Annotated in this window: 14 protein-coding genes; 3 read left to right on the top strand and 11 right to left on the bottom strand. The window is 40.3% G+C overall.

The window, feature by feature from the left end; genetic code table 11:
• Positions 1-18: 18 nt before the first annotated feature.
• The 8 genes from pelA to FSB73_RS25120 form a co-directional block, all read right to left on the bottom strand.
• Positions 19-1,068 carry a pectate lyase gene (pelA, locus tag FSB73_RS14385; RefSeq protein WP_225974027.1) on the bottom strand — a complete coding sequence of 350 codons (1,050 nt, stop codon included), beginning with the start codon at positions 1,066-1,068 and terminating at the stop codon, positions 19-21.
• A 150-nt stretch (positions 1,069-1,218) separates the two neighbouring features.
• Positions 1,219-2,562: a pectinesterase family protein gene (locus FSB73_RS14380; protein ID WP_158639562.1), complete on the bottom strand. Its 1,344-nt coding sequence runs from the start codon at positions 2,560-2,562 to the stop codon at positions 1,219-1,221.
• A gap of 67 nt (positions 2,563-2,629) precedes the next feature.
• Entirely contained in the window at positions 2,630-3,424 is a 795-nt protein-coding gene (locus FSB73_RS14375) for a rhamnogalacturonan acetylesterase (RefSeq protein WP_146783582.1), read from the bottom strand.
• A gap of 58 nt (positions 3,425-3,482) precedes the next feature.
• A complete protein-coding gene (locus FSB73_RS14370) occupies positions 3,483-4,802 on the bottom strand; it encodes a glycoside hydrolase family 28 protein (RefSeq protein WP_158639561.1) in 1,320 nt (439 codons plus the stop codon).
• Positions 4,803-5,024: 222 nt separating this feature from the next.
• Positions 5,025-6,635 (bottom strand): DUF4957 domain-containing protein, encoded by a 1,611-nt coding sequence (locus FSB73_RS14365; protein ID WP_146783576.1) that lies wholly within the window; start codon positions 6,633-6,635, stop codon positions 5,025-5,027.
• A 102-nt stretch (positions 6,636-6,737) separates the two neighbouring features.
• Positions 6,738-8,768, bottom strand: a complete 2,031-nt coding sequence (locus FSB73_RS14360) for a RagB/SusD family nutrient uptake outer membrane protein (protein ID WP_146783573.1) — start codon at positions 8,766-8,768, stop codon at positions 6,738-6,740.
• 100 nt (positions 8,769-8,868) lie between these two features.
• Positions 8,869-10,647: a SusC/RagA family TonB-linked outer membrane protein gene (locus FSB73_RS25125; RefSeq protein WP_225974026.1), complete on the bottom strand. Its 1,779-nt coding sequence runs from the start codon at positions 10,645-10,647 to the stop codon at positions 8,869-8,871.
• Positions 10,581-12,107, bottom strand: coding sequence for a TonB-dependent receptor plug domain-containing protein (locus FSB73_RS25120; protein ID WP_225974025.1), 1,527 nt, complete (start codon positions 12,105-12,107; stop codon positions 10,581-10,583). Before FSB73_RS25120 ends, FSB73_RS25125 begins: the two co-directional genes overlap by 67 nt.
• 1,402 nt (positions 12,108-13,509) lie before the next feature.
• Here FSB73_RS25120 and FSB73_RS14350 point away from each other — a divergent pair.
• The gene (locus tag FSB73_RS14350) at positions 13,510-14,721 is read left to right on the top strand and encodes an ISAzo13 family transposase (protein WP_146779650.1); all 1,212 of its coding nucleotides are present in this window, start codon (positions 13,510-13,512) and stop codon (positions 14,719-14,721) included.
• On the opposite strand, the gene FSB73_RS14345 is transcribed toward FSB73_RS14350, so the two are convergent.
• The 3 genes from FSB73_RS14345 to FSB73_RS14340 all read right to left on the bottom strand — a co-directional run bounded on the left by FSB73_RS14345 (position 14,666) and on the right by FSB73_RS14340 (position 18,199).
• Positions 14,666-16,183, bottom strand: a complete 1,518-nt coding sequence (locus FSB73_RS14345; RefSeq protein ID WP_146783570.1) for a glycoside hydrolase family 28 protein — start codon at positions 16,181-16,183, stop codon at positions 14,666-14,668. The two genes, FSB73_RS14350 and FSB73_RS14345, sit on opposite strands and share 56 nt — an antisense overlap.
• Positions 16,184-16,607: 424 nt before the next feature.
• On the bottom strand, positions 16,608-16,811 hold the full coding sequence (locus FSB73_RS25115; protein WP_225974024.1) for a hypothetical protein: 204 nt from the start codon (positions 16,809-16,811) through the stop codon (positions 16,608-16,610).
• Positions 16,808-18,199: an arylsulfatase gene (locus tag FSB73_RS14340; RefSeq protein ID WP_225974023.1), complete on the bottom strand. Its 1,392-nt coding sequence runs from the start codon at positions 18,197-18,199 to the stop codon at positions 16,808-16,810. The genes FSB73_RS25115 and FSB73_RS14340 overlap by 4 nt, the downstream gene beginning before the upstream one ends.
• A gap of 375 nt (positions 18,200-18,574) precedes the next feature.
• Here FSB73_RS14340 and FSB73_RS27980 point away from each other — a divergent pair, with 375 nt between their 5' ends.
• Positions 18,575-19,072 carry a GTPase gene (locus FSB73_RS27980; RefSeq protein ID WP_225974022.1) on the top strand — a complete coding sequence of 166 codons (498 nt, stop codon included), beginning with the start codon at positions 18,575-18,577 and terminating at the stop codon, positions 19,070-19,072.
• Positions 19,073-19,191: 119 nt separating this feature from the next.
• Positions 19,192-19,677, top strand: a complete 486-nt coding sequence (locus FSB73_RS27975) for a DUF933 domain-containing protein (RefSeq protein ID WP_225974021.1) — start codon at positions 19,192-19,194, stop codon at positions 19,675-19,677.
• Positions 19,678-20,508: the final 831 nt, after the last annotated feature.

Genomic DNA, 20,508 nt, shown 5'->3' with positions numbered 1-20,508 from the left:
CAATAGCTATTGCAGGTTTTATTCATTTTTTAATAGCCAGCGAGGATAATCCTTCTCAATCAACCTGGCGGGCCAGGTTCCATACCAGCTATACCCCGCCCTGCGTTCATTTTCAATTTCTTTAAGGTTATACTTTTTTACGCCATTCCGGCCGCAAAAAAAAGGTCGGTTCGTCTCAATCTCATAATACCTTGCCCAGAGAGTGGAATTTGGATCCTTTACCACAATCGCATCCTTGCCTGTGGGCTGATCTGCAGCTATTATATGATCCAATCGATATCCTTTAATCGCCACCTGTTCAAACCAGGTCATAGCACCTTTTATGGCCGTTTTTATGGCTATTGAAGGCTTTGGTATACGCATCAGAAACGCCACAATAGCCGCCGATTCTGATGCTGCCAGTCCGACTAATTCAAAAGACCTGGCCTTTTCCGGTAACAGTGTTGTTTTATTATACTGTTGATTCCAGGCTGTTTTTTGGCCGTTTACGATAATCTGGGTTTTTAGGATACAATCAATACCTTTATTTACAGCCATGCGGCATCGAGGTATATAACGCGCATGGGCAGCCGCAAAAACACTTTTTTTATTGGCCACATTATTTAATAATATAAGTACATTGATTATTGCATTATCGTTAAAAGTAACCTGACTTCTATATAGACTACTGTCAGGATAATATTGCGGCCAGCCCCCATTATCATATTGCGCATTGAGTAGATAATCCAGCCCTTTTTCAGCTGCTAATAAGTAAGCACTATCTCGGGTTTTACCAAACGCTTCAAATAAGTAATTAATCTCTTTGGTCGTTGCTTTATTGTCGATAGTCGCATCATTCAAGTTCTTTTCCTGAACAACCTGATTGACCTGCTCTTTGGTCAATGCATGATCATAGCTTATTTTCTGCCCATGAACGGCTTTAGCCCATCCACCATTATAGCGCTGATAGCGTAGCATATTTTCGGCGACAGAATCCTTTTGTTGTTGACTGTATCCAAAAAACGAAGACAGCATCAAAAACATTAATAAAAGCCATATACGACAACTAGCGATATGTATTTTTATCATTACAATTTAATTTTTTTCATAATCATTTTCATAATCACCATTCCTTTCAATTTCATCGACATTAATTCAACCCTCAAATGCACCGTTATTGCCTTCATTATTATTGCATCAGCAGCAATACCTTCAAAAAAGGAACGTCCATAGCCACTTCTATTGGATCGACAGCGTATTAGAAACATTACCCAAAGTACCGTTCCCTGTTACGCCACTGACGGTATAATCACCAGCGGTCTTTGCGTCCAGCTTCAAGAAAGTTTTTTTGGCAAAGTTGATCACCTGGCCATTTTTATAGACAATATACCCCGTAGCCCCCGCACTTTTCTGCCATTTAAGTCCCCCGGCCGCCCTTTTTAAACCTTCGACCGCCGCGGGCTTTTTGAAAAAAGCGACCGGATCCCAGCCATCACTTCCCTTAATGACATGTTGATAAGTATAATTTGCGGCTTGTTTTTCGGTGAGCACGGCCTGCAAACCTGTAATTCGCTGTCCACCTTCACCTTTGCTTTGTTGATACCAGGTTCTTCGCTTACTTAAATCAATAGGAATGCCTGCCGCGTCCCGACTATTGTATTCCGCAAACAACTTCGCCGCCGGCCCCATATCTGTCCAACCTTCAGGAGCTAAAGGTATTTTAATAATGGTATTCAAAAAAACAGCGATCGGTTCATCGTGCCATGGCCGACCTAGTTTAGTGCGGCCATCAGCTGAGGCCTTATTACCATCAATGATGCAATGATTAAATACATACCCCCACTGGGTACCTGCTTTTTGACTAGGTGCAACGATAACAGAACCACCGCGTACATTATAAAAAGTTGTATTTTCAATATAAGCGTTGCCTCCGCCATAAAAATAATCCACGGCGCCTTCTACCCAGCAACTATCTGCGTAAGTTCTGTCATTTACCGCCTTTGTACTGGTTCTCCAGGTATCCTGAAAGGACCGGAATTTGCAATTATAAAAAGCAGTCCGGTCTTTATTGATTCTGATGGCAAGTGCCTGAGGGCCACTTTTAAACTGTACCCCGTATGCATTTTCAAATGTAATATTCTCGGCGTAAAAATCTGAAGCATCTACCACCACTGCTGCGCACTCTGCCTGCTGAAAATTAGCTTTAGCATACTGCCTGCCATTATCTTTAGGATTGTCTGGATTACCACAGTTAATCATAAAGCTAATAATTACCTTCTGCTTATCCTGCCCAATTAGATAAATATAGGGCTTGTTTTCCGGGATCCTTACCAATCCATTATAACGCCCGTTTTTGATAAAAATCCGCCACGGTTTTGTCCTGTTTGCCGGCGCATGGTCAATTGCCTGTTGCAACTCTCTGTAATCACCGCTGCCATTTATATCAATAACCGCATCATATAACTTGTTTGCTTGTGGTAGTGTATCCCAAACAGACTGTTCACTCTTTTTACTATAGCCATGGTAACTGACTATCAACAGTAAACATAAAATCCAGGCTGATTTAATTGTCTTAATATTCATATAATTTTTTTCTACATTAATTATTTTTCCAAGGAGCCTTACCTGTTTATTAAAAATAAACATCCCTTTAAGGTTTTAAATACTGCTTAATCGGACAATCTTGTAAGCCTTTGATCCCTTCTACAACACAGGCCGCGTTCAGCTTTGCACCCTGTAAATTGGTATGAGTGCCATCGCCTGGGAAAAAATGGTTAACGCTGTCGCGCCCAAGTCGCACCCAGTGTCCCGCAATCAGCCGGTTTAGATTGATATAATAGGCGCCTGTTGATATTGCTACTGACCGGGCCCAATCAGGATAATTAGCCTCTACCACCACCTGACCATCTCGCCACCTGTTACGCGGCACTAGAGAACAAACAATCGGAATGGCCCCTTTTGACTTTGTTTCTTGTATTAGCTTTTTCAAATACCAGCCATATGTATGAACGGTTTCAGGTTTATGTGTCCGAATACTAATTATTTCTCTGGTCGAATCTCCAATCCCCAGCAAAGTTCCCTTTTGTTTTATCGTATCGTCTACCCCTGCATGATCATTGTGCCCAAATTGCATTATTACAAAATCTCCTTTTTTTAATTGGCTCATGACTTTATCCCACCTGCCATCCAAAATAAACGTCCGGGTGCTTGTTCCAGGTTTGGCATGATTGCGAATGGAAATAGCTGAAGTATCAAAATAAGGGTATATCAGACTTCCCCAACCCCAATAGGCATTCTGGCCATTACCATCACTGTTTTGTACCGTGGAGTCTCCTATAATATAAATCGTTGGTTTGTCCTTCTTTAATAGGGTAAAGGAAAGTAAAAGGAACAATACGCCTACAAATAGAACTCTCTGTCGTTGTCTATTATTTTCATCATTCACCTTTAATTAAAAAAAATTAATTCTAATAAATTATGCCAACTGTCCTACAATATTCTAATTACTCCGTTGGGGTACCCGTCGTTTGATCAATGCCAGTAATCGAGGAACCGTAGGCGCTGGTAATCGCCTTGCCTGAGCCAACTTTAATGCTGGACCCATTAATAAAGAAACAATCACCCAAATAATTAGCCCTCATGCCTGTTTTCGCCTCAATCTGCACATTATCAAAAACAATGTCTTTTATAGGCATTTCAGGAACTGCCCATAAAAGACCGGCATTATCGGCCCCGGTGGCCTTGATATTTTTCAGAAAAATGTGTTGCCAAGTTGGTGTAGAGGCAGTAACTGGCTCAGCCTTGTCAGCGTTACCCGAGGATGGAATGGTATTGTCCGGATAATATTCACAAATATTAATTGGGGTACTAACGCCTGTCATGGTCAGGTTTTCATACACTAAGTCTTCGACCAGGCCACTACGATCTCTGCTGGATTTAATGTGTACACCATTGTCTGTTTGATCAAACACGCAGTCGCTTACATAAATATGATCAATGCCACTGGTATAACTTCCGATGGAAAGGCCATGTCCACTACCAAAAGTACAATTCTTTATGGTCATATAACGGGTTTCATTGTCCATGGCAATATTATCATCTCCACAACTGATATGGCAATCCAAAATATTCACCAAAGGAGACCATACATCGATACCATCTGTGTTGGGAGAATCTGCAGGTGAATTGATCGTCACCCCCGCAATCGTCACATGTTTATTACCCCGATGAATACTGATATGTCCATTGGGCGCATTTTGTATGGTGATTCCCTGTACCTCAATTATACTTGCATCATCAAAACTAATGATCGCCGGTCTGCCGATGCCTCCTGTCGGCTTAGTAGCCCTGAAAGCTGCCCACCAGTCGCCTCCTTGCCCATCAATTATCCCCTTACCGCTTATCAGTACGTTGGTGGTGCCGCTTAAATCCAAAAATGACGCAACTTTTGCAGTAGTCCCAGAGCCGGGATAAGAAGTATAATCCAAGACTTTTAAAACAGCACCTTCCGATATTTTGAGTCCTATATTACTTTTTAACTGAAGGGGACCAGAAATAAAGGTTCCTGCCGGGATAATGACGCTGCCACCACCTGCTTTTGCCGCTGCATCAATAGCTTTTTGAATGGCACCTGCATTATCCGAGCTACTGGTTGATGCTCCAAAGTCAGTGATGAGAAATTCCCCTGTCGCAATCGAAGGAACTTTTATGGTATCGCCCCAATTAGTTGCAAAAGTCGGGTCATGGCTTGGTTTTGTCTGAACCGGTGGATCTGGTTTATCAATAATGGAGGGCATAGGTTCATCTACCAAAGGATAAAGCAAGTTGGTCTTTTTACAGGCAAATGAAGTCAGCATAGAAAAACACAGGGCCACAAGGATATATCCGCTATGTTTTTTAAAAACGACCTTTTGTTTTTTATGGCTAATATAATGATTTTCATGTGTTATATTTTATGATGTCAATTGTCAATTAAATTTTTAAAAAAAATCATGTAAAAGTACAAGGGAGCGCCCACCAGCAGGACGCTCAACCTTATTTTTGGATTACAATTTAGTAAACCACCTGGGATCTCCTGCCTTACCAGTACCACCAAATCCATTTAACGGAATAATAGAGAAGTCACCTGCTGCGGGATTAACAAATAAATCATTGGCACTGCCTTGAAACAAGGTAATTTCTGGGAAATCCTGACTGATATCCATCTCGGTTGTTCTGTAACTGCCGGCAAAAGACCCGGCAAAGTCCAGGCTAAACGCTTTTAATGGCGCGCCAGCATTAGTCCCGGAAATAATATTATTTTCTGCCGTAAAAGCACCAGGCAAATTATTTTTATCCAACCGGATCAGTTGTGTTAGCGCTGCATTTTGATTATAAATAGTATTGTTATTTACAACAATCAGTGGCACCATAGCACGTACATCCATCAGTTGGGCGCCCATATCAATTAAGGTATTATTTGTAACTTTAATAGAATCAAGTGTTACCTTGTTACCCCCTACATTGATCACGCCATAGCCTCCTGTATTTTGCACAAGACTGTTTTCCAGCGATATCTGCCCTAGTTTAATCACCTTATTTTGCACCCGGACAACACCCCTGTAATTTTCAATATCACAGTTAGAAAATCCGTACCGCTCAATCTGTGTATTATCATCTCCCTGATTAATCAGATAATCGCCTGTTCCACCAATAAGCCGCACCTTTTCAAATATCAAGTCCTCAAATACTTTACCTTCCAATGCCACTCCGCTCAAATTTAAGGTGGATGCCATGGCATTTGCACCAAAGACCTCCTTTTCACCGGTAAAACTCAGACTGGTAAGTCCGGTCGGCACTTTAACCGATCCAATATCATAGCTAAGTCCTCCTTTAAATAATAAGGTTACAATCGGATTGCCTTTAACCACTTGATCGGCCAAAAGTGCATTAATATCATCACCGGGGCTAACGGGCACTATAACTGCATCCTTTAAACCGGTCGTATGCAAATTTTCTGTCCCTCTAAGCACCTCATTATTAAAAATATCGATTTTATAAGCAGTGCCGGGGTTCAGGCCCGTGACAACAGCCGTTCCTTTGGTTTTGTCATCATCTGTTAGTGGCACCTTTTTAATCTCGGACAGCGTAATCGGATCACTGACAGTGATATGGGTCACTCTATCCGTAGGCGTCCAGAATAGTTGAATTTGATTGGTAGACTGTTCAGACCTGTCAAATAGTTGTTCGGCAGGCGTCATAAAATAAAGCATCGAATATTTAGATTCATTTCCCGCAGAATCCACACATTTCATTCTGACAGAATAGCCCGAAGTACCATCCAAATCCTCAAACAAAGTATGATAAGCTGTTCTTGTCGGTGTGGGTGAAACGGAAAACGGCGTTAAGGTATCCGATAATATTTCCACAGTACGCACAATATCCTTAAATTCAAGACTGTCTTTACTAAACTCAAAGACATACTTATCCGCACCAATAGACCTGGTATAATTAATGGTCACAGCGGTTGCTGCTGTTGACTGTACTTCAAAAACCAAGGGTTTAAATAAACGATCATGTGAAGGATCAACCGGCCAGCGGTTTACCTTTTTTTGGCAACTTGTTACAAAAGCTGCCACTATGATCAATGCCAATAACTTTAATAATATATTTTTCATTTGTAAATATTTATTTTGGGGAACCCATCAAAAATTAAAACGCTATTTTGGCCCGAAATCATTACTTGACTAATTCGGTTTGCCTGTATTTATTACAACCAATTAATAGCCATAGCTACTCTGAATCGCTCCTTTTGACTCATACATATCCTCGTAATAAACCGCATATGGATACCTGTAATAAATAGCACCATTCCCCATTTGATAAGTTGCTAATGAAGCCTGGATCTCAGAACCGTTTTTCAGGGTGCCGAGAAAGGCGGAATAATCATAGGAAGGATATAAACCTGTAGCTGCTGTAAGTACCCGGATCGGATCCATAATATAGCTATCGGTAGGCTTGGGATTTTTTTCTGGCTTCATGGTGGTCTGTGGGAACCATTTTACCGGATTCCAGGGCGCCCCTGGATCCGCAGGTAATTCCTTATAATAATTAGGCGACTCTGGATCAATGTACTGGCCATCTGGTTTAAATTTATAATAGACTGTTTTGGGAAAATCCGACGGCTGGTAAGTCTTATCAAAGATTTTAACAGCTTTAGTACCGTCAAACATCAAACAAAGCGCCTTTTTCATTTCCTCAATTTTATCATAAGCCAGGCCCCATCGGATCAAATCTTGCTTACGAATGGATTCACAACCAAATTCCCAGGCTCTTTCATTGACGATGGCTTTAAAAAAGTCGGGGTCATATTTTGTTATCTCAGGTGATCCTGCGCCAAATGCTCTTGCACGAACCATTTCAAGCGCCTGTCGGCCAGTCAAACCATCTGCATTTGCGTTGGCGACATCGGGGCCTTTTAGGGCATTCATTGCTTCAGCATACATGAGTAAAACATCAGAATACCGCATCAATATCCAATTAATCCCCGTAGCAATTCTTGAGTTCGCCGTCTTTTGCAGTGCCTGAAATCCAGGGGTTGTCCAGTAAATACGCCATTTGGCAAAGGGTAAGTTCAAAGGATCGGAGCCCATGGCCTCTTTATTATCCGTAGTGTAATTAAACCAGGAAAGCGTCGCATCTCTTCTGGTATCTGCCTTGTCGAAGGAATAAAAATAATAGGCAGTAGAAGTCACATAGGTCCCACCAAATCCTCTGGTTCCATATTTGGTATTGCCTGCTACAACATATCCCATCAAAGAGCCAATGTCGCCATTATCCCCCATACCAAATGCAACCTCAAATAAGTTTTCGTTGGTCGGGTTGGGAAGTTGACCACATACGCTTTTCCAGATATCAATATAGCTGGGATCTAGCTTGTGTGGGTTCTCAGGCGAGGCAATCATTTTCGCACAAATATCAGCCGCGATCTGGTAGTAATCTTTCCAATTGGTGGGTCGGCCTACATAAAAATTACCTTGTTCAGGAATATCTGCATTATGCTCCGCTTTTGATTCTGGAAATAAATTGCCATCTCGTAAAGACCATCCACCAGCAAATAAACTGACTTTGGCTAAAAGCCCCATAGCAAAGCCTTTTGTGACTCTTTCGGCAGAATTATAGTCCGCATTAGCACCTAGCCATGGCAATAGGTCAACCGCCTGTTGCAGATCTTTGACGATATAATGGTAAATCGTATCAATATTGGTACGGCCCAGATATACATTGGATAAATCTGACTTGGAGGCTTCCATTTTAAAAGGAACCGCACCCCAGTAACGCACCAGGTTAAAATAGGCTAATGCACGCATAACAAGTGCTTCACCCAATAAAGGTTTCATTTTGGCAGCCTGGGTTTCTAAAATCGGAGAATTTCTTATGCCGTCAACTGCCGCTGTGGAAATTTCTGCAAAGTCATAAAGTCCTGACCAGCGTGTTGTAGAATTATACTGACTACCATAGAAATTACCTGCTCCAGCATCCGAACTTGTGGAATTATACCCTGTCTCAGAAAATCCACGGTTACATTCAATATCAGAAACGCCCTGCCAGTTGACGGACAGTTTCTGGCCATATATATAAGTATCGGTCATCTTCCCATATAATCCCATTACAGCAGCCTTGGCCATGGAAGGAGAATTAAAAACCGTTTCCGGACTTAATGAAGAAGGCGATGAGGTTTCCAGGAACTTTTTACAGGAAAATAGCCCAAAAAACGAAAACGCAGCAATTATGAAAAATATCTGTTTCATCTTTATTAATTTTTCGATCATTAAATTATTAAACCTGATTCCTTTTAATTACAAGTAGAGGCTGGTAATAAATCAGGTAATCTATGAAGCTTTTGTTGTTTTAAAATTTAACATTCAGACCAAAAATGATCTTTCTTGATTTTGGATATGCCGAATAATCTACGCCTTGGGTTAAGGGGTTGTTTCTGGTGCTCACCTCAGGGTCCTGTCCGGTGTAATGTGTCCATACGAAAATATTATATCCGGCTACGTAAACTCTTAGATTTTCCATCAAAAACCTTTTAGAAATTCGTTGTGGCAACGTATACCCTAATGTAACATTGCTCAACCTGAGAAAAGATCCGTCTTCAATAGCCCAATCAGATATGATAGACGAATTGGTCATCATGGGACTCCAGATACGCGCATTTTTATTTAATTCTCTGAAAAGTTCCGGATTGGCGTCATTACCAAACATAATATTGGCGCCAGTAGTGGGGTCAATCGTCGTAAACCTGTTTTTAAGACTCATTAAACTACTGATATTCTGGTATCTTTTAGAAAGTGCATAGGTTGTGTAGTCAATGCGGTCTGCATTATAAATATCATTGCCATAAGACCAGTTAAACATGGCAGTCAAATCAAAGCTCTTGTAACTGGCATTAAAAGAAAACCCGCCTGTGTGTTTGGGCTGTGCATGACCGATGACTGTTCTGTCATCATCCGCATTGATAAAATTATCACCATCTGCAGAGGGGTGCAGCTTTTTAAATTTCATGTGACCCGGGCCAAAATAATTCCCTGAACGGTCTAATATCTTTGATGCGTCCGCAACACCCGGTTTAATTACCCACTTTTTTAAGGCCTCAGAATAATCAAAGTCATCAAAGGTGTAAAATCCGTCACTTACGTAGCCATACATCAAACCAACTGGCTGGCCGACAATAGCCCTGTAATCATCTGAACCGATATTTACGCCCCAGCCAGAGGAGACAATCATTTCATCTGCACCATTCAATTCAAGTACTTTGTTCCTGTTGAAGGCGATATTAAAAGCGGCGGACAAATTAAAATCTTTGGTATTTACCAAATTGCCATTCAAGCTAAGTTCCAACCCACGATTACGCGTGCTGCCTATATTTTGATATTGAGTCACATAACCAGAGCTGGAGGGCAGCGCTACATTTAAAATCAGATTTCTGGTGGTATTGTTATACAGGTCCATGGTGAAAGTCAATTTATTATCCAAAAAGGCAAGGTCCAGTCCCAAATTAGCAGAAGTCGTACTTTCCCATGTCAGGTTTTCATTTTTCAAGGTACTGGAAGTTCTAAGTGCGCTTTGCGCATTATCGTCAAAGTAAATTAATCGATTTGCCTGTGAGATAAAGCTATACTGCTGCCTCCAATAGGAACCCACTCTTGCATTACCCACATCTCCATAGCTCAAACGCACTTTTGCATCAGAGAGCCAATTTTTGGTTGCATGCATAAAACTTTCATCCGACAAACGCCATGCGCCGGCTACTCCAGGGAAAAAGCCCCACTGATGGCCGGGGGCAAACACATTTTTCCCATCCGCGCGGCCAATCAAAGTCAAAATATACTTGTCATTGTAGATATAATTTATACGGCTAAAAAAAGAGGACAATCTGGAAGGCTCTCCTATCGTCGTATAAGTTGGATCGGGCGTTCCATAATTCCACATGGCCAGTACATCATCTGCCGTAAAGTCAATGGGAAAGAATTTAGAGCTCAAAGCCGTCTCATTTGTTTGTTTGCTGCTTAATTCCTGACCAACAATGGCGGTGATTCTGTGTTTACCTCCATTTAGATTCAATTGATAATCGAGTACATTACTGACAGACCACATATATCCTTTTGAATCGTTTCTTCTAGCCACAGGTTGCCCACCATTGGCACTGGACTCTCCTGTTTATTTAAAAAGATATTGTCCGTATAGTCTTTCACAAAGGCATAGGAGCCTTTGGAAGTGAATTTTAGATTTTTGGCTATTTTCCAGGTGATTCCTGCATTAAATGTAGAATTAAAACGGTTTTGATAACGGTATTCATTAACGATATTATAAATTGGGTCATTTAAAGCGCTCAGGGCCTCGGCCGAAGTAGCATCTTCATCAGAGCCCAAACCACCAGTGCCGGGAGCGGTCAGACTTCTAACAGGTGCGTATTTAACGGCGTCACGTAACTTTTTGCCGCTGGAGACACTTGGTCCGGTAATCACCGTATTATACATTCTGGTATTAAAATCAAAGGTTAAACTGGGGCTGATAATTTTTCTGAGTTTACCACTAAAATAATCTCGTTTATAGGTGGAGTTCAGCATAATAAAATCTTCCTGATCATGCGTATAATTAAGGTTGTAAGTCAAAGACTTATCCCCTCCGCTTAAACCAACATTATAGCTTTGCTGAACACCCGTATGATCAAACAAACTATCTTGCCAGTTAATGCCCGGTTTAGATTTATAGATATCTATATCATCCCATTTCCCATAAGAGCCAAAGAAACCTGCATTTGGGCTCATGCTGGGATCGAGCTCTCTTTGATAGTAAACAAATTCATAGGGAGACAATACATCGGTCAAACGATATACATGACTCAGGGCTGTATAATTATTAAAAGTGATGTTCGATTTACCTGCGGAGCCTGATTTAGTCGTAATTAATATAACCCCGTTGGCTCCTTGTGCGCCGTAAATGGCTGTGGAGGCAGCATCTTTCAATACATCAATGGTCTTTATATCCTGAGGGGCAATATCATTAATATTCGGCACCTGGAAGCCGTCCACAATATACAAGGGAGAATTGTCCTGAGTAATAGAGCCTCCACCACGGACACGGACATTAATGGCAGCATCTGGAGAACCTTCTGTTACCGTCACATTCACCCCGGCAAGGCGCCCCTGGATTGCCTGTAACGCCGAAGTCGCGGGTAAATCTTTAAGTTCTTCCTCACTTATTGAAACAACAGAACCGGTAAGATCTTTTCGTTGAACCGTCCCATAACCTACCACAACAACGTCATTTAAGGAATTCTGATCCTCTTTTAAGGTTACGCGCATAGAATCTTGCCCATCTATAATTGGACGATTTTCAACGATATACCCCGTCATGGAAAAAGTAATCGTTTTAGGCTTTTGGGATTTGGAAAATTTAAGTACAAAACCACCCAGAGCATCTGTGGCGGCCCCGCTCAATTTAATGCCTTTCGCATCTTTAGCGATAACGGATACACCATGTAAAGGGATTCCCGTTTCGCTGGTAACCAATCCCGTGATCTTTTGCGAAAATAAGTGCACAGAGATCCAGCTGAAGGCTAATAATAAAAGCATTCTTTTCATACATGCAGATTTAAAAATTGTATATTTAAAAATAAACTACTGAACATTTGTAACAGAACTGATTTAGACATAAGGGGGCACCCCACAAAAAATCAAACTTTTTTGTAGCCAAATAAAGGCATTATGAATACCAATAGATATTTGAATCAATATGCTCGCATGAACCTTAATGAAAAGGAACAATGCCCATGATTACGCGCACTAAAATTGATAATCAATATAAGTTCTCTAAGCCCTCCTTTTAGTGCGTAACCTTGATTTACTACCCATAAAACAACAGGCAGCATTCAGGACTTTGGAATTAAAAAAATATTTATAATGGTAAATAATACGGTTCATCGCTTAGAAATATATTTAAGATATAAATAGATTGGGTCATTTTAGGGTATATTACCCTTTTGCTGACAAATTTTCTCCATGTAGTCTTCCTTTCCACTTTATTAATCAAAAGAAAAGAGCAATCCGGCTCCTGTAATTGCTGCATAGACACATTGTAAAACTGATTACTGTAATGCAGCCAGGGTATTGTTATTACAAAAAGCAAAGTATCTTTTTCCTTGTGATTCGTGTGTGGCACTATTTTCCCTGAGCCACATCCTAAAACCTTATGCAGATTCCCATTGCTTATTATATGATTCAAATGGAACAACTTCAAATTCACCATAGTTCTTACAAATGCCGGATTGTTCCGCCAATTTGCAAGTAGCCTAACACTAACACTTGCTTGTGCAATCGATAAACCAAAAAGGCAAAGAAAAAATAGAAGGCTATTTATATAATTCATTTTTGGAAAATTGATGTAAGTCAGATTAAATGTGCCAGTTAAATTTTTTGTATATTCTCTAACGAAGATATCATTCTTATGTTAAAAAAAAGCAATCATCCGCAAATAAAATTACGCAATCGATGCCAGTATCGATTGCTAAACATAAAAAATACAATATATCCCCCACGATGGGTTATTTAAAATAATTTCAATTTAGCTATTTAGCTAATTACCTGTTTACGAAGAATTTAAACACAATAAAACTCCAATTTATTGTTGAATAACAAAAAATAAAATCACTAATTAAAGCTTGTTTATCAGACAGAAACGGCTTCTATTCAATAACATAGTATGTAAAAGCTCCATTTATTTTTTGCCCCTATTGGATTTAACTTCTACTAAATTCAAGAGTAATTAAAATAAAAAAAGCCAAGCATTAAACGACCTAATCCATCCTGAAGGCGGCGATAAGTCGTAATAGCACTTGGCTAAACAAAAAATATTATACATTCATAGCAATGCTTAAACACAGCTATCATTAAAAAATTACAGTTGCACGCCATTTAGGACGTGTAAATAAATAAAGGTTACTTTTAATTAGAATAATTGTAGTATATTTGAATAAATTTCAAATATATGCTTAAGGACAAGATCTCGAAAATGCTCCCACATCTGAATGAGAAACAGAAACGGATCTATTTGGCTCTTGAAGCAGAAGATTTAGGTCATGGTGGTGTAAAGAAAGTTTCTGAAGCCTCTTCTGTTTCGAGAAAAACGATAATAAATGGCAAAAAAGAAATTGCAGAATCTGAGGCTAATATTGAAGATGAAGTTAATCAAGAGTCCGAAGTCGATATATTCCGGATTAGAAAACCAGGCGGTGGTCGCAAAAGTCTTAATGAAATCGATCCGGGACTATTTAGTGCACTTGAAACTATGTTAGAACCTGTAACAAGAGGTCATCCAGAAAGTGTTTTAAAGTGGACTTGCTTAAGTACTCGTAGTTTATCAGAAGCACTGAAAAAAAAGGGATACTCTGTTAGTCATACAAAGGTGGGAGAAATGCTAAAAGAAGCTGGATTTAGCCTTCAGGCAAACTCAAAGACACTTGAAGGTGGAAATCATCCAGATCGCAATGAACAATTTATGTACATAAATACAAAAACGGAGAAGTATATAAAAAGTGGATGCCCTGCAATATCAGTAGATACAAAGAAAAAGGAACTGGTAGGGGAATACAAGAATGGAGGCAAAGAGCTAAGGCCAAAAAAGAATCCTCGACCAGTCAAAGTACATGATTTCGGTAATACAAAGGCTGCCCCATATGGTATTTATGATATAGGTAATAACCAGGGATTTGTAAATGTTGGAACATCTTGTGACACGTCAGAATTCGCTGTATTTAGCATAGAACAGTGGTGGAAAAAGATGGGGAAAAAGCAGTTTCCAAACGCTACAAAAATCCTTATAACAGCAGATGGAGGTGGGTCAAATAGTCATAGGAACAAGCTTTGGAAAACTGAGCTTCAACGCCTAGCAAATAAAATAAAGCTGGAAATAACTGTTTGCCATTTCCCTCCTGGAACAAGCAAATGGAACAAAATCGAGCATAAATTATTTTGCCACATATCCATGAACTGGAAAGGAAGACCATTGGAGGATTATGAAACAGTAGTTCAGCTAATTAGTGCAGTCAAAACAAAAGGTGGATTAAAAGTCAAAGCAATTTTAGATCTTAATGAATATGAAAAGGGAATAACAATCTCAGATGAAGAGCTTAATAAAGTAAAAATTAAACGTCACCGTTTCCACCCTGAGTGGAACTATACCATTTCGCCAAATAAGTAACCTTTATTATTTTACAGCTCCTTATATTAACTTCATGGAAGCTAATATTTGCGGTATCCACCGCTTCATATAATTTATTCGCCTGTATATTTATGTGGTCAAAATAAATATGATTAACAGGCGATTCTGGCAGCCCGGTAATAGAAATACCCTGCTTTGCACTAGTGCAATAGACATGACTAATGTAAAAGTATTCAAACTTTGGTGTTGTTCTGGTAATAGGAGCCGCCACATGCGCCCCTTTATTTTGCTCATAGTAGCTATTAAATACGATAGCCGGCCCTTGGATATCATTCATAAATACACTGTCAATAAAGATATGATGCACCAGGCCCCCACGATCTCTGCCACTTTTAACCCGAATACCTGCATCAGTACCGATAAAACTGCAGTTTTTGACATAGATATTTTCCATACCGCCACCTTCATTACTGCCAATAACAAATCCACCATGGCCGCGGTATACTTTTGAGTCTGCTATAATGACATTTTTCAGGGTTGCTCCTTTGCCGCTGTCCTTCTTGGAGAAATTTGATTTCATACAAATACCGTCATCGCCGGCAGTGACTGTGCATTTATAGACAACGACCCTTTTACTATCCCCTATATCCATGCCATCACCATTCTGGGCATACCATTCATTATTGATTTTTACATCCCGAATAACCAAATCTGTGCATCTTTTAGGCACCAATGCAAATTTAGGCGCATTCATAAAAGTAGGTCCATCAATCAAGACACGCTGACAGTCACTCAGCAAGACCATATAAGGGCGCAGAAAATCTCTGGCAGGCAAATAATCGGCCTCAGTAGCGAGTTTTCCTTTATGCCTTATATCCTTTAAGTATTTCTCTCCATTTAAAGCTTCCTTACTAGGCCACCACATATTACCATCGTTACTGACAGCCCCACCTTTTTTTAATAATGCAGTCCATTGCGCGGCCGTTGTTTTTACCTTTTTTACAGGTCGCCAGCAATCACCATTACCATTGATAATACCTGTTCCGGTAATAGCAATATCGTGCAATTTCTGACCATAAACCGGAGACATAACCGTATAGCTTCCAGGTTTACCAATCAAGGGGAATTTACTATGATCTTTTGTGAATAACAAAATAGCCCCTTCCCTTAGATGTAGATTGATATTACTTTTGAGCTCAATAGGTGCGGTCAGCCATATGCCGGCAGGGATAATAACTGTTCCCCCACCTTTAGTAGCGCATAGATCAATTGTACTTTGAATCGCCATTGTATTTAAAAAAGAGCCATCGCCAATTGCTCCATGAGCCGTTATACTATCTTTAAAATCAGGTATCTTGGGCAGTTCAGGAACGCCCATTTTAAAGGGCGCTCCCTGTACATAGTTTTCAATTTCCTGCTGGATATGTTTTTGAGCACGCGCGCTCAAAAACATAATTGACAGTAGGATTATCCAGGTATATTTTGAAACAGATAAACGCATAACTAATGATTATTTAAAATTTATATTATCTCCAACGAGGGTCTCCAGCCGTCTTTCGGCCCGAAAATCCTTCATCCTTAATGGTGAAATCACCGGCCTCATTTGGGAGTGGAAAATCAAAAAGGCCATGGTGCGGTGTTGTAAATCGACATTGTTCTGCCTTGAATGCTGAATTTCCTTAAATGAGGCTTTGGTCTCATACTTATTGTGCATGAACAGTTATAAGATAGGAATATGTTGCCATTTCAACATATTATATTACTTCTAGCGAGGGTTGCTAATGATACTAAGGCTGCAATTGGAAAATATTCAATAACGCCCTTTACAGACTTTAATATGACCAAAGATATACATCCAGCAACCTGCCTACCAAATTTTCAAGCGGATTTGCGACCCCATGAATTATTGCCAACTCATTGCCCTGTCAATGCTTTTCACCGGCAAATGGAAATAACGCAGAAGGCGTATGCGCCTTGTCCATAATTATTTCCATCTGCTTTACAATAGCAGGATTTTTATCTGCCAGATCTATTGTCTCTGCCGGATCTTGTTTAATATTATAGAGCAAAAGCTTGCCATTGGGATTTTGATCCACATTTAGTCTAATAGCCTTCCAGTCTCCCTTCACGACAGCTTGTTTACCACCTTGTTCGTGCAACTCAAAATACAGGTAATCATGCTTTTTTGTTTTCCTTTCCCAAGCAGATCCGGCACAAAAGAGATTCCGTCAATATGATCTGGAATAGACTTCTTTTCCCCTGCAAGCGAGACAAAAGTGGGTAGTAAGTCCCAGAAGGCAAAGACACCATCTGATACGCTGCCTGGCTTAATCTTGCCCGGCCAGCTCACCGCAAAAGGTTCTCTGATACCTCCTTCGTATAAATCCCTTTTTACACCTCTAAATGGGCCATTGCTGTTAAAAAATGCAGGATCGGCGCCACCTTCAATATGCGGCCCATTGTCGCTGGTAAAAATGATAATGGTGTTTTTATCCAGGCCGCGGGCTTTAAGTCTTTGCATAATTTGTCCTAAATACAAATCCAGTCGGGTGACCATGGCAGCAAATGCTGCATGTGGATATTGTTGAGACGCATACCCATGATCTACCGCCTTTGGGCCATAATCACGCCCTTTGTACTGTGTTTCCGGAAATTTCCCTTTATAAGAGGCAAAAATGGAATCATCCGGAACAATTAATTCCGCATGAGGCAATATATAGGGTAAAAACATAAAAAAGGGAGTCTTATCAGATTGCTGATCTATATAATCCAGTGCTTTTTGTTGAATCAAATCTGGCGCATATACCGCTTGTCTGGTAAAATCTGCATTTTGGGTAAGCAGGACTTTTTGATCATCATCCCAGAGGTGATCCGGATAATATCTATGGGCAAGTGATTGGCTGTTATAACCATAAAAGTGGTCGAATCCCTGTTTCAGCGGGTCTCCGGTACTTCCTATATAACCCAGCCCCCATTTTCCAAAGGCGGCTGTATGATATCCTGCTGATTTCAAAAGCGCTGCGAGTCCTTTGCCAGTGATTGGTAAAGGCTCTTGCCCTTCAGGCGGCACCGATTTATTACCACGAATATAGGTATGGCCAGTGTGTTGCCCTGTAAGTAGTGTAGATCTGGAAGGTGCACAAATGCTGGTACCGGCATAGAAATGGGTATATACGCGACCTTCTGCAGCCAACCTATCCATATAGGGCGTTCTAATTTTGGTTTGTCCGTTAAAGCCAACATCCCCATAACCTAAATCATCTGCCAGCAAAAAAACAATGTTAGGGCGTCCTCCCGTTTGTTTGACGATGTCCTTATTGTCCTTTTTAATAGTGCCCATGGTATTTAAAGGCTGCGCTTGGATGCAAAGTGGTAACATGAATACAAGGGTGAGGTAAATGACCAAAACCTTAACGCCCCTACTACAACGACCTGCAAAAAAACTTTCCTGTAAACGCCTTATCAACTTGGTTGGGTCAGCACCATGAATCAATTGATCCCCTTTTTGCTTGCTCATTTTAAATCCATTATGTGATTTATAGTAATATATATGTCGGTTCTCTAATCCTCCATACAACAATTTAAAGGTAATTGATTCAAATTGCACCTCCCCTGAAACGTGCTTTTAGGATAACTGAGTATAATAATTTAGAAAAGATTCAAAAAATAAACCGAGCCATATTGGTGCTCAAAATAAACAAATGCTACTATCTGGTTAAATAAATGCAGTCTCCATGAAGTGCTAAAATTTCTGGGCATTAAAGCACTTTTTCATATTGTTTGTTAACTGTTTTCGGTAGATTGCCTTTGATATCACTTCCAAACCTCACTTTATTTTCAGTTTTTCCTCATCCAAAATTAACGTACTTTTGCACCCACAAAATAAAAGAACATGGCTTTACAGGCAGGAATTGTAGGACTTCCCAATGTTGGAAAATCCACCCTTTTTAATGCACTAAGCAGTGCCAAAGCACAGGCTGCAAATTTCCCATTTTGTACCATTGAGCCCAATGTAGGGGTCATTACCGTACCGGATACGCGCCTGACAACGCTTGAATCACTGGTGAAGCCCCAGCGCGTGGTTCCTACTACGGTAGAGATCGTAGATATTGCGGGATTGGTAAAGGGAGCCAGCAAGGGGGAAGGGCTGGGAAACCAGTTTCTGGGCAATATCCGGGCAACTGATGCCATTATTCATGTCGTACGCTGTTTTGACAATGACAATGTCATCCATGTGGATGGCAGTGTAAATCCGGTCAGGGATAAAGAAATTATTGATATTGAGCTCCAGTTCAAAGACCTGGAAACCATTGAAAAAAGATTAGCCGCTCAGAAAAACAGGCAAAATCTGGTGGAGATAAGGATGCCCAGCGTGGAGTTGAGATCTTAAAAGAACTCAAAGCCCACCTCGAATCCGGCCAAAATGCCCGCAGTTTTGATATTTCTAAGGAAGAAAAGACGAAGTTTTTAGATGAACTCTGCTTACTCACCATAAAACCTGTTTTATATGTGTGTAATGTCGACGAAGGATCCGTCATCTCTGGAAATGCACATACCGAGGCCTTATTAAACGCTGTTAAAGACGAAAAAGCCGAGGTAATTTTCATCAGTGCCGCCATCGAAAGCGATATTGCGGTGATGGAAAGCTATGAAGACCGTCAGATGTTTTTAGAAGATATGGGACTGACAGAAAGTGGCGTTGCTCGTCTGATCCAATCCACTTATAAATTACTGAATCTGGCTACTTATTTTACCGCCGGCGTTCAGGAAGTAAGAGCCTGGACCATCACCAAAGGGTTTATCGCACCACAGGCAGCCGGTGTGATCCATTCTGATTTTGAAAAAGGATTTATCCGAGCAGAAGTTATTAAATATGAGGATTTTGTAAAATATAAATCCGAGGCCGCTTGCAGGGAAAATGGCAAACTGTCCGTTCAGGGAAAAACCTATGTTGTGGAAGATGGCGATATCATGCATTTCCTCTTTAACGTATAGGTTATTTATTTTTGATTTGGCAGGGCACAAACCAATCCTGGCAATGCATACAAAAGCCTGAAGTTCAATTGCGGCACTTCGGGCTTTTGTATGCGTTGCCAATAAGTTATTAATACAATATCCTCATTTTCCAATACAGTATATTCAACTATAATGATTATCACTATATTACAATGAAACTGGTGTAAATTTATATCCATTTAACTTAGTACTGTCACTTACATAACTAGTCTCTGTTAGAAAAATCTGTGATACTGATTCCGCTTGAGTTTCAGTAAATTTATCAGCTCTGGTTAATCGCTGTGAACATGGGCCACCCCGTTTCAGTCATGTGGACCATTTTTTATCATCGTATATGGGCCAGTCTTTAGGTCTTTTTGAAAGCAAAAATTAGGCGCTTTTCGACCAGCTCTTCATTATTTTTGAAATCAATTTCCTTCATTATGGGCCAGTTTGTATTATTTCATTATGGGCCGGAAAATATTAAATTGATAAGAATAATGGGCCAAAATCACATTAATACACACTTACTGTGGGTCACTTTCTTATTGTCTCCAAACTAGATATAAGTCTATGCGGCGCGGCAAGTTAGCCGGAGCGTAGCGGATGAGCTTGCCGCGCCGCATAGACTCATAAAGGCATTTGTTCACATAGGGCTTTGTATTGAGATTTAGGTCAAATAAATAGAACATAGGAACGCTACATTCTTTTATAAATATGAATGGCGTCCTAAAAAAAAGAAAAAGCGCATCGTCTAAAAACAGATAGTTATGCCATTGAAAAGGATGTTGATTCCCAATGGACCTTGGCCTACTTTGTGACAGTTGTCGT

The sequence above is a fragment of the Arachidicoccus ginsenosidivorans genome (assembly GCF_007971385.1).
Classification (GTDB): Bacteria; Bacteroidota; Bacteroidia; order Chitinophagales; family Chitinophagaceae; genus Arachidicoccus; species Arachidicoccus ginsenosidivorans.
This window is presented reverse-complemented; position numbering and strand designations above follow the sequence as displayed.

What these genes read in the sequence shown, in the direction of transcription:
- FSB73_RS14380 (WP_158639562.1), bottom strand. Translation starts at nt 2,562, where the DNA reads ATGAATATTAAGACAATTAAATCAGCCTGGATTTTATGTTTACTGTTG.
- FSB73_RS14365 (WP_146783576.1), bottom strand. Translation starts at nt 6,635, where the DNA reads ATGAAAAATATATTATTAAAGTTATTGGCATTGATCATAGTGGCAGCT.
- FSB73_RS14350 (WP_146779650.1), top strand. Translation starts at nt 13,510, where the DNA reads ATGCTTAAGGACAAGATCTCGAAAATGCTCCCACATCTGAATGAGAAA.
- pelA (WP_225974027.1), bottom strand. Translation starts at nt 1,068, where the DNA reads ATGATAAAAATACATATCGCTAGTTGTCGTATATGGCTTTTATTAATG.
- FSB73_RS25120 (WP_225974025.1), bottom strand. Translation starts at nt 12,107, where the DNA reads ATGAAAAGAATGCTTTTATTATTAGCCTTCAGCTGGATCTCTGTGCAC.
- FSB73_RS14360 (WP_146783573.1), bottom strand. Translation starts at nt 8,768, where the DNA reads ATGAAACAGATATTTTTCATAATTGCTGCGTTTTCGTTTTTTGGGCTA.
- FSB73_RS27980 (WP_225974022.1), top strand. Translation starts at nt 18,575, where the DNA reads ATGGCTTTACAGGCAGGAATTGTAGGACTTCCCAATGTTGGAAAATCC.
- FSB73_RS14340 (WP_225974023.1), bottom strand. Translation starts at nt 18,199, where the DNA reads ATGAGCAAGCAAAAAGGGGATCAATTGATTCATGGTGCTGACCCAACC.
- FSB73_RS14345 (WP_146783570.1), bottom strand. Translation starts at nt 16,183, where the DNA reads ATGCGTTTATCTGTTTCAAAATATACCTGGATAATCCTACTGTCAATT.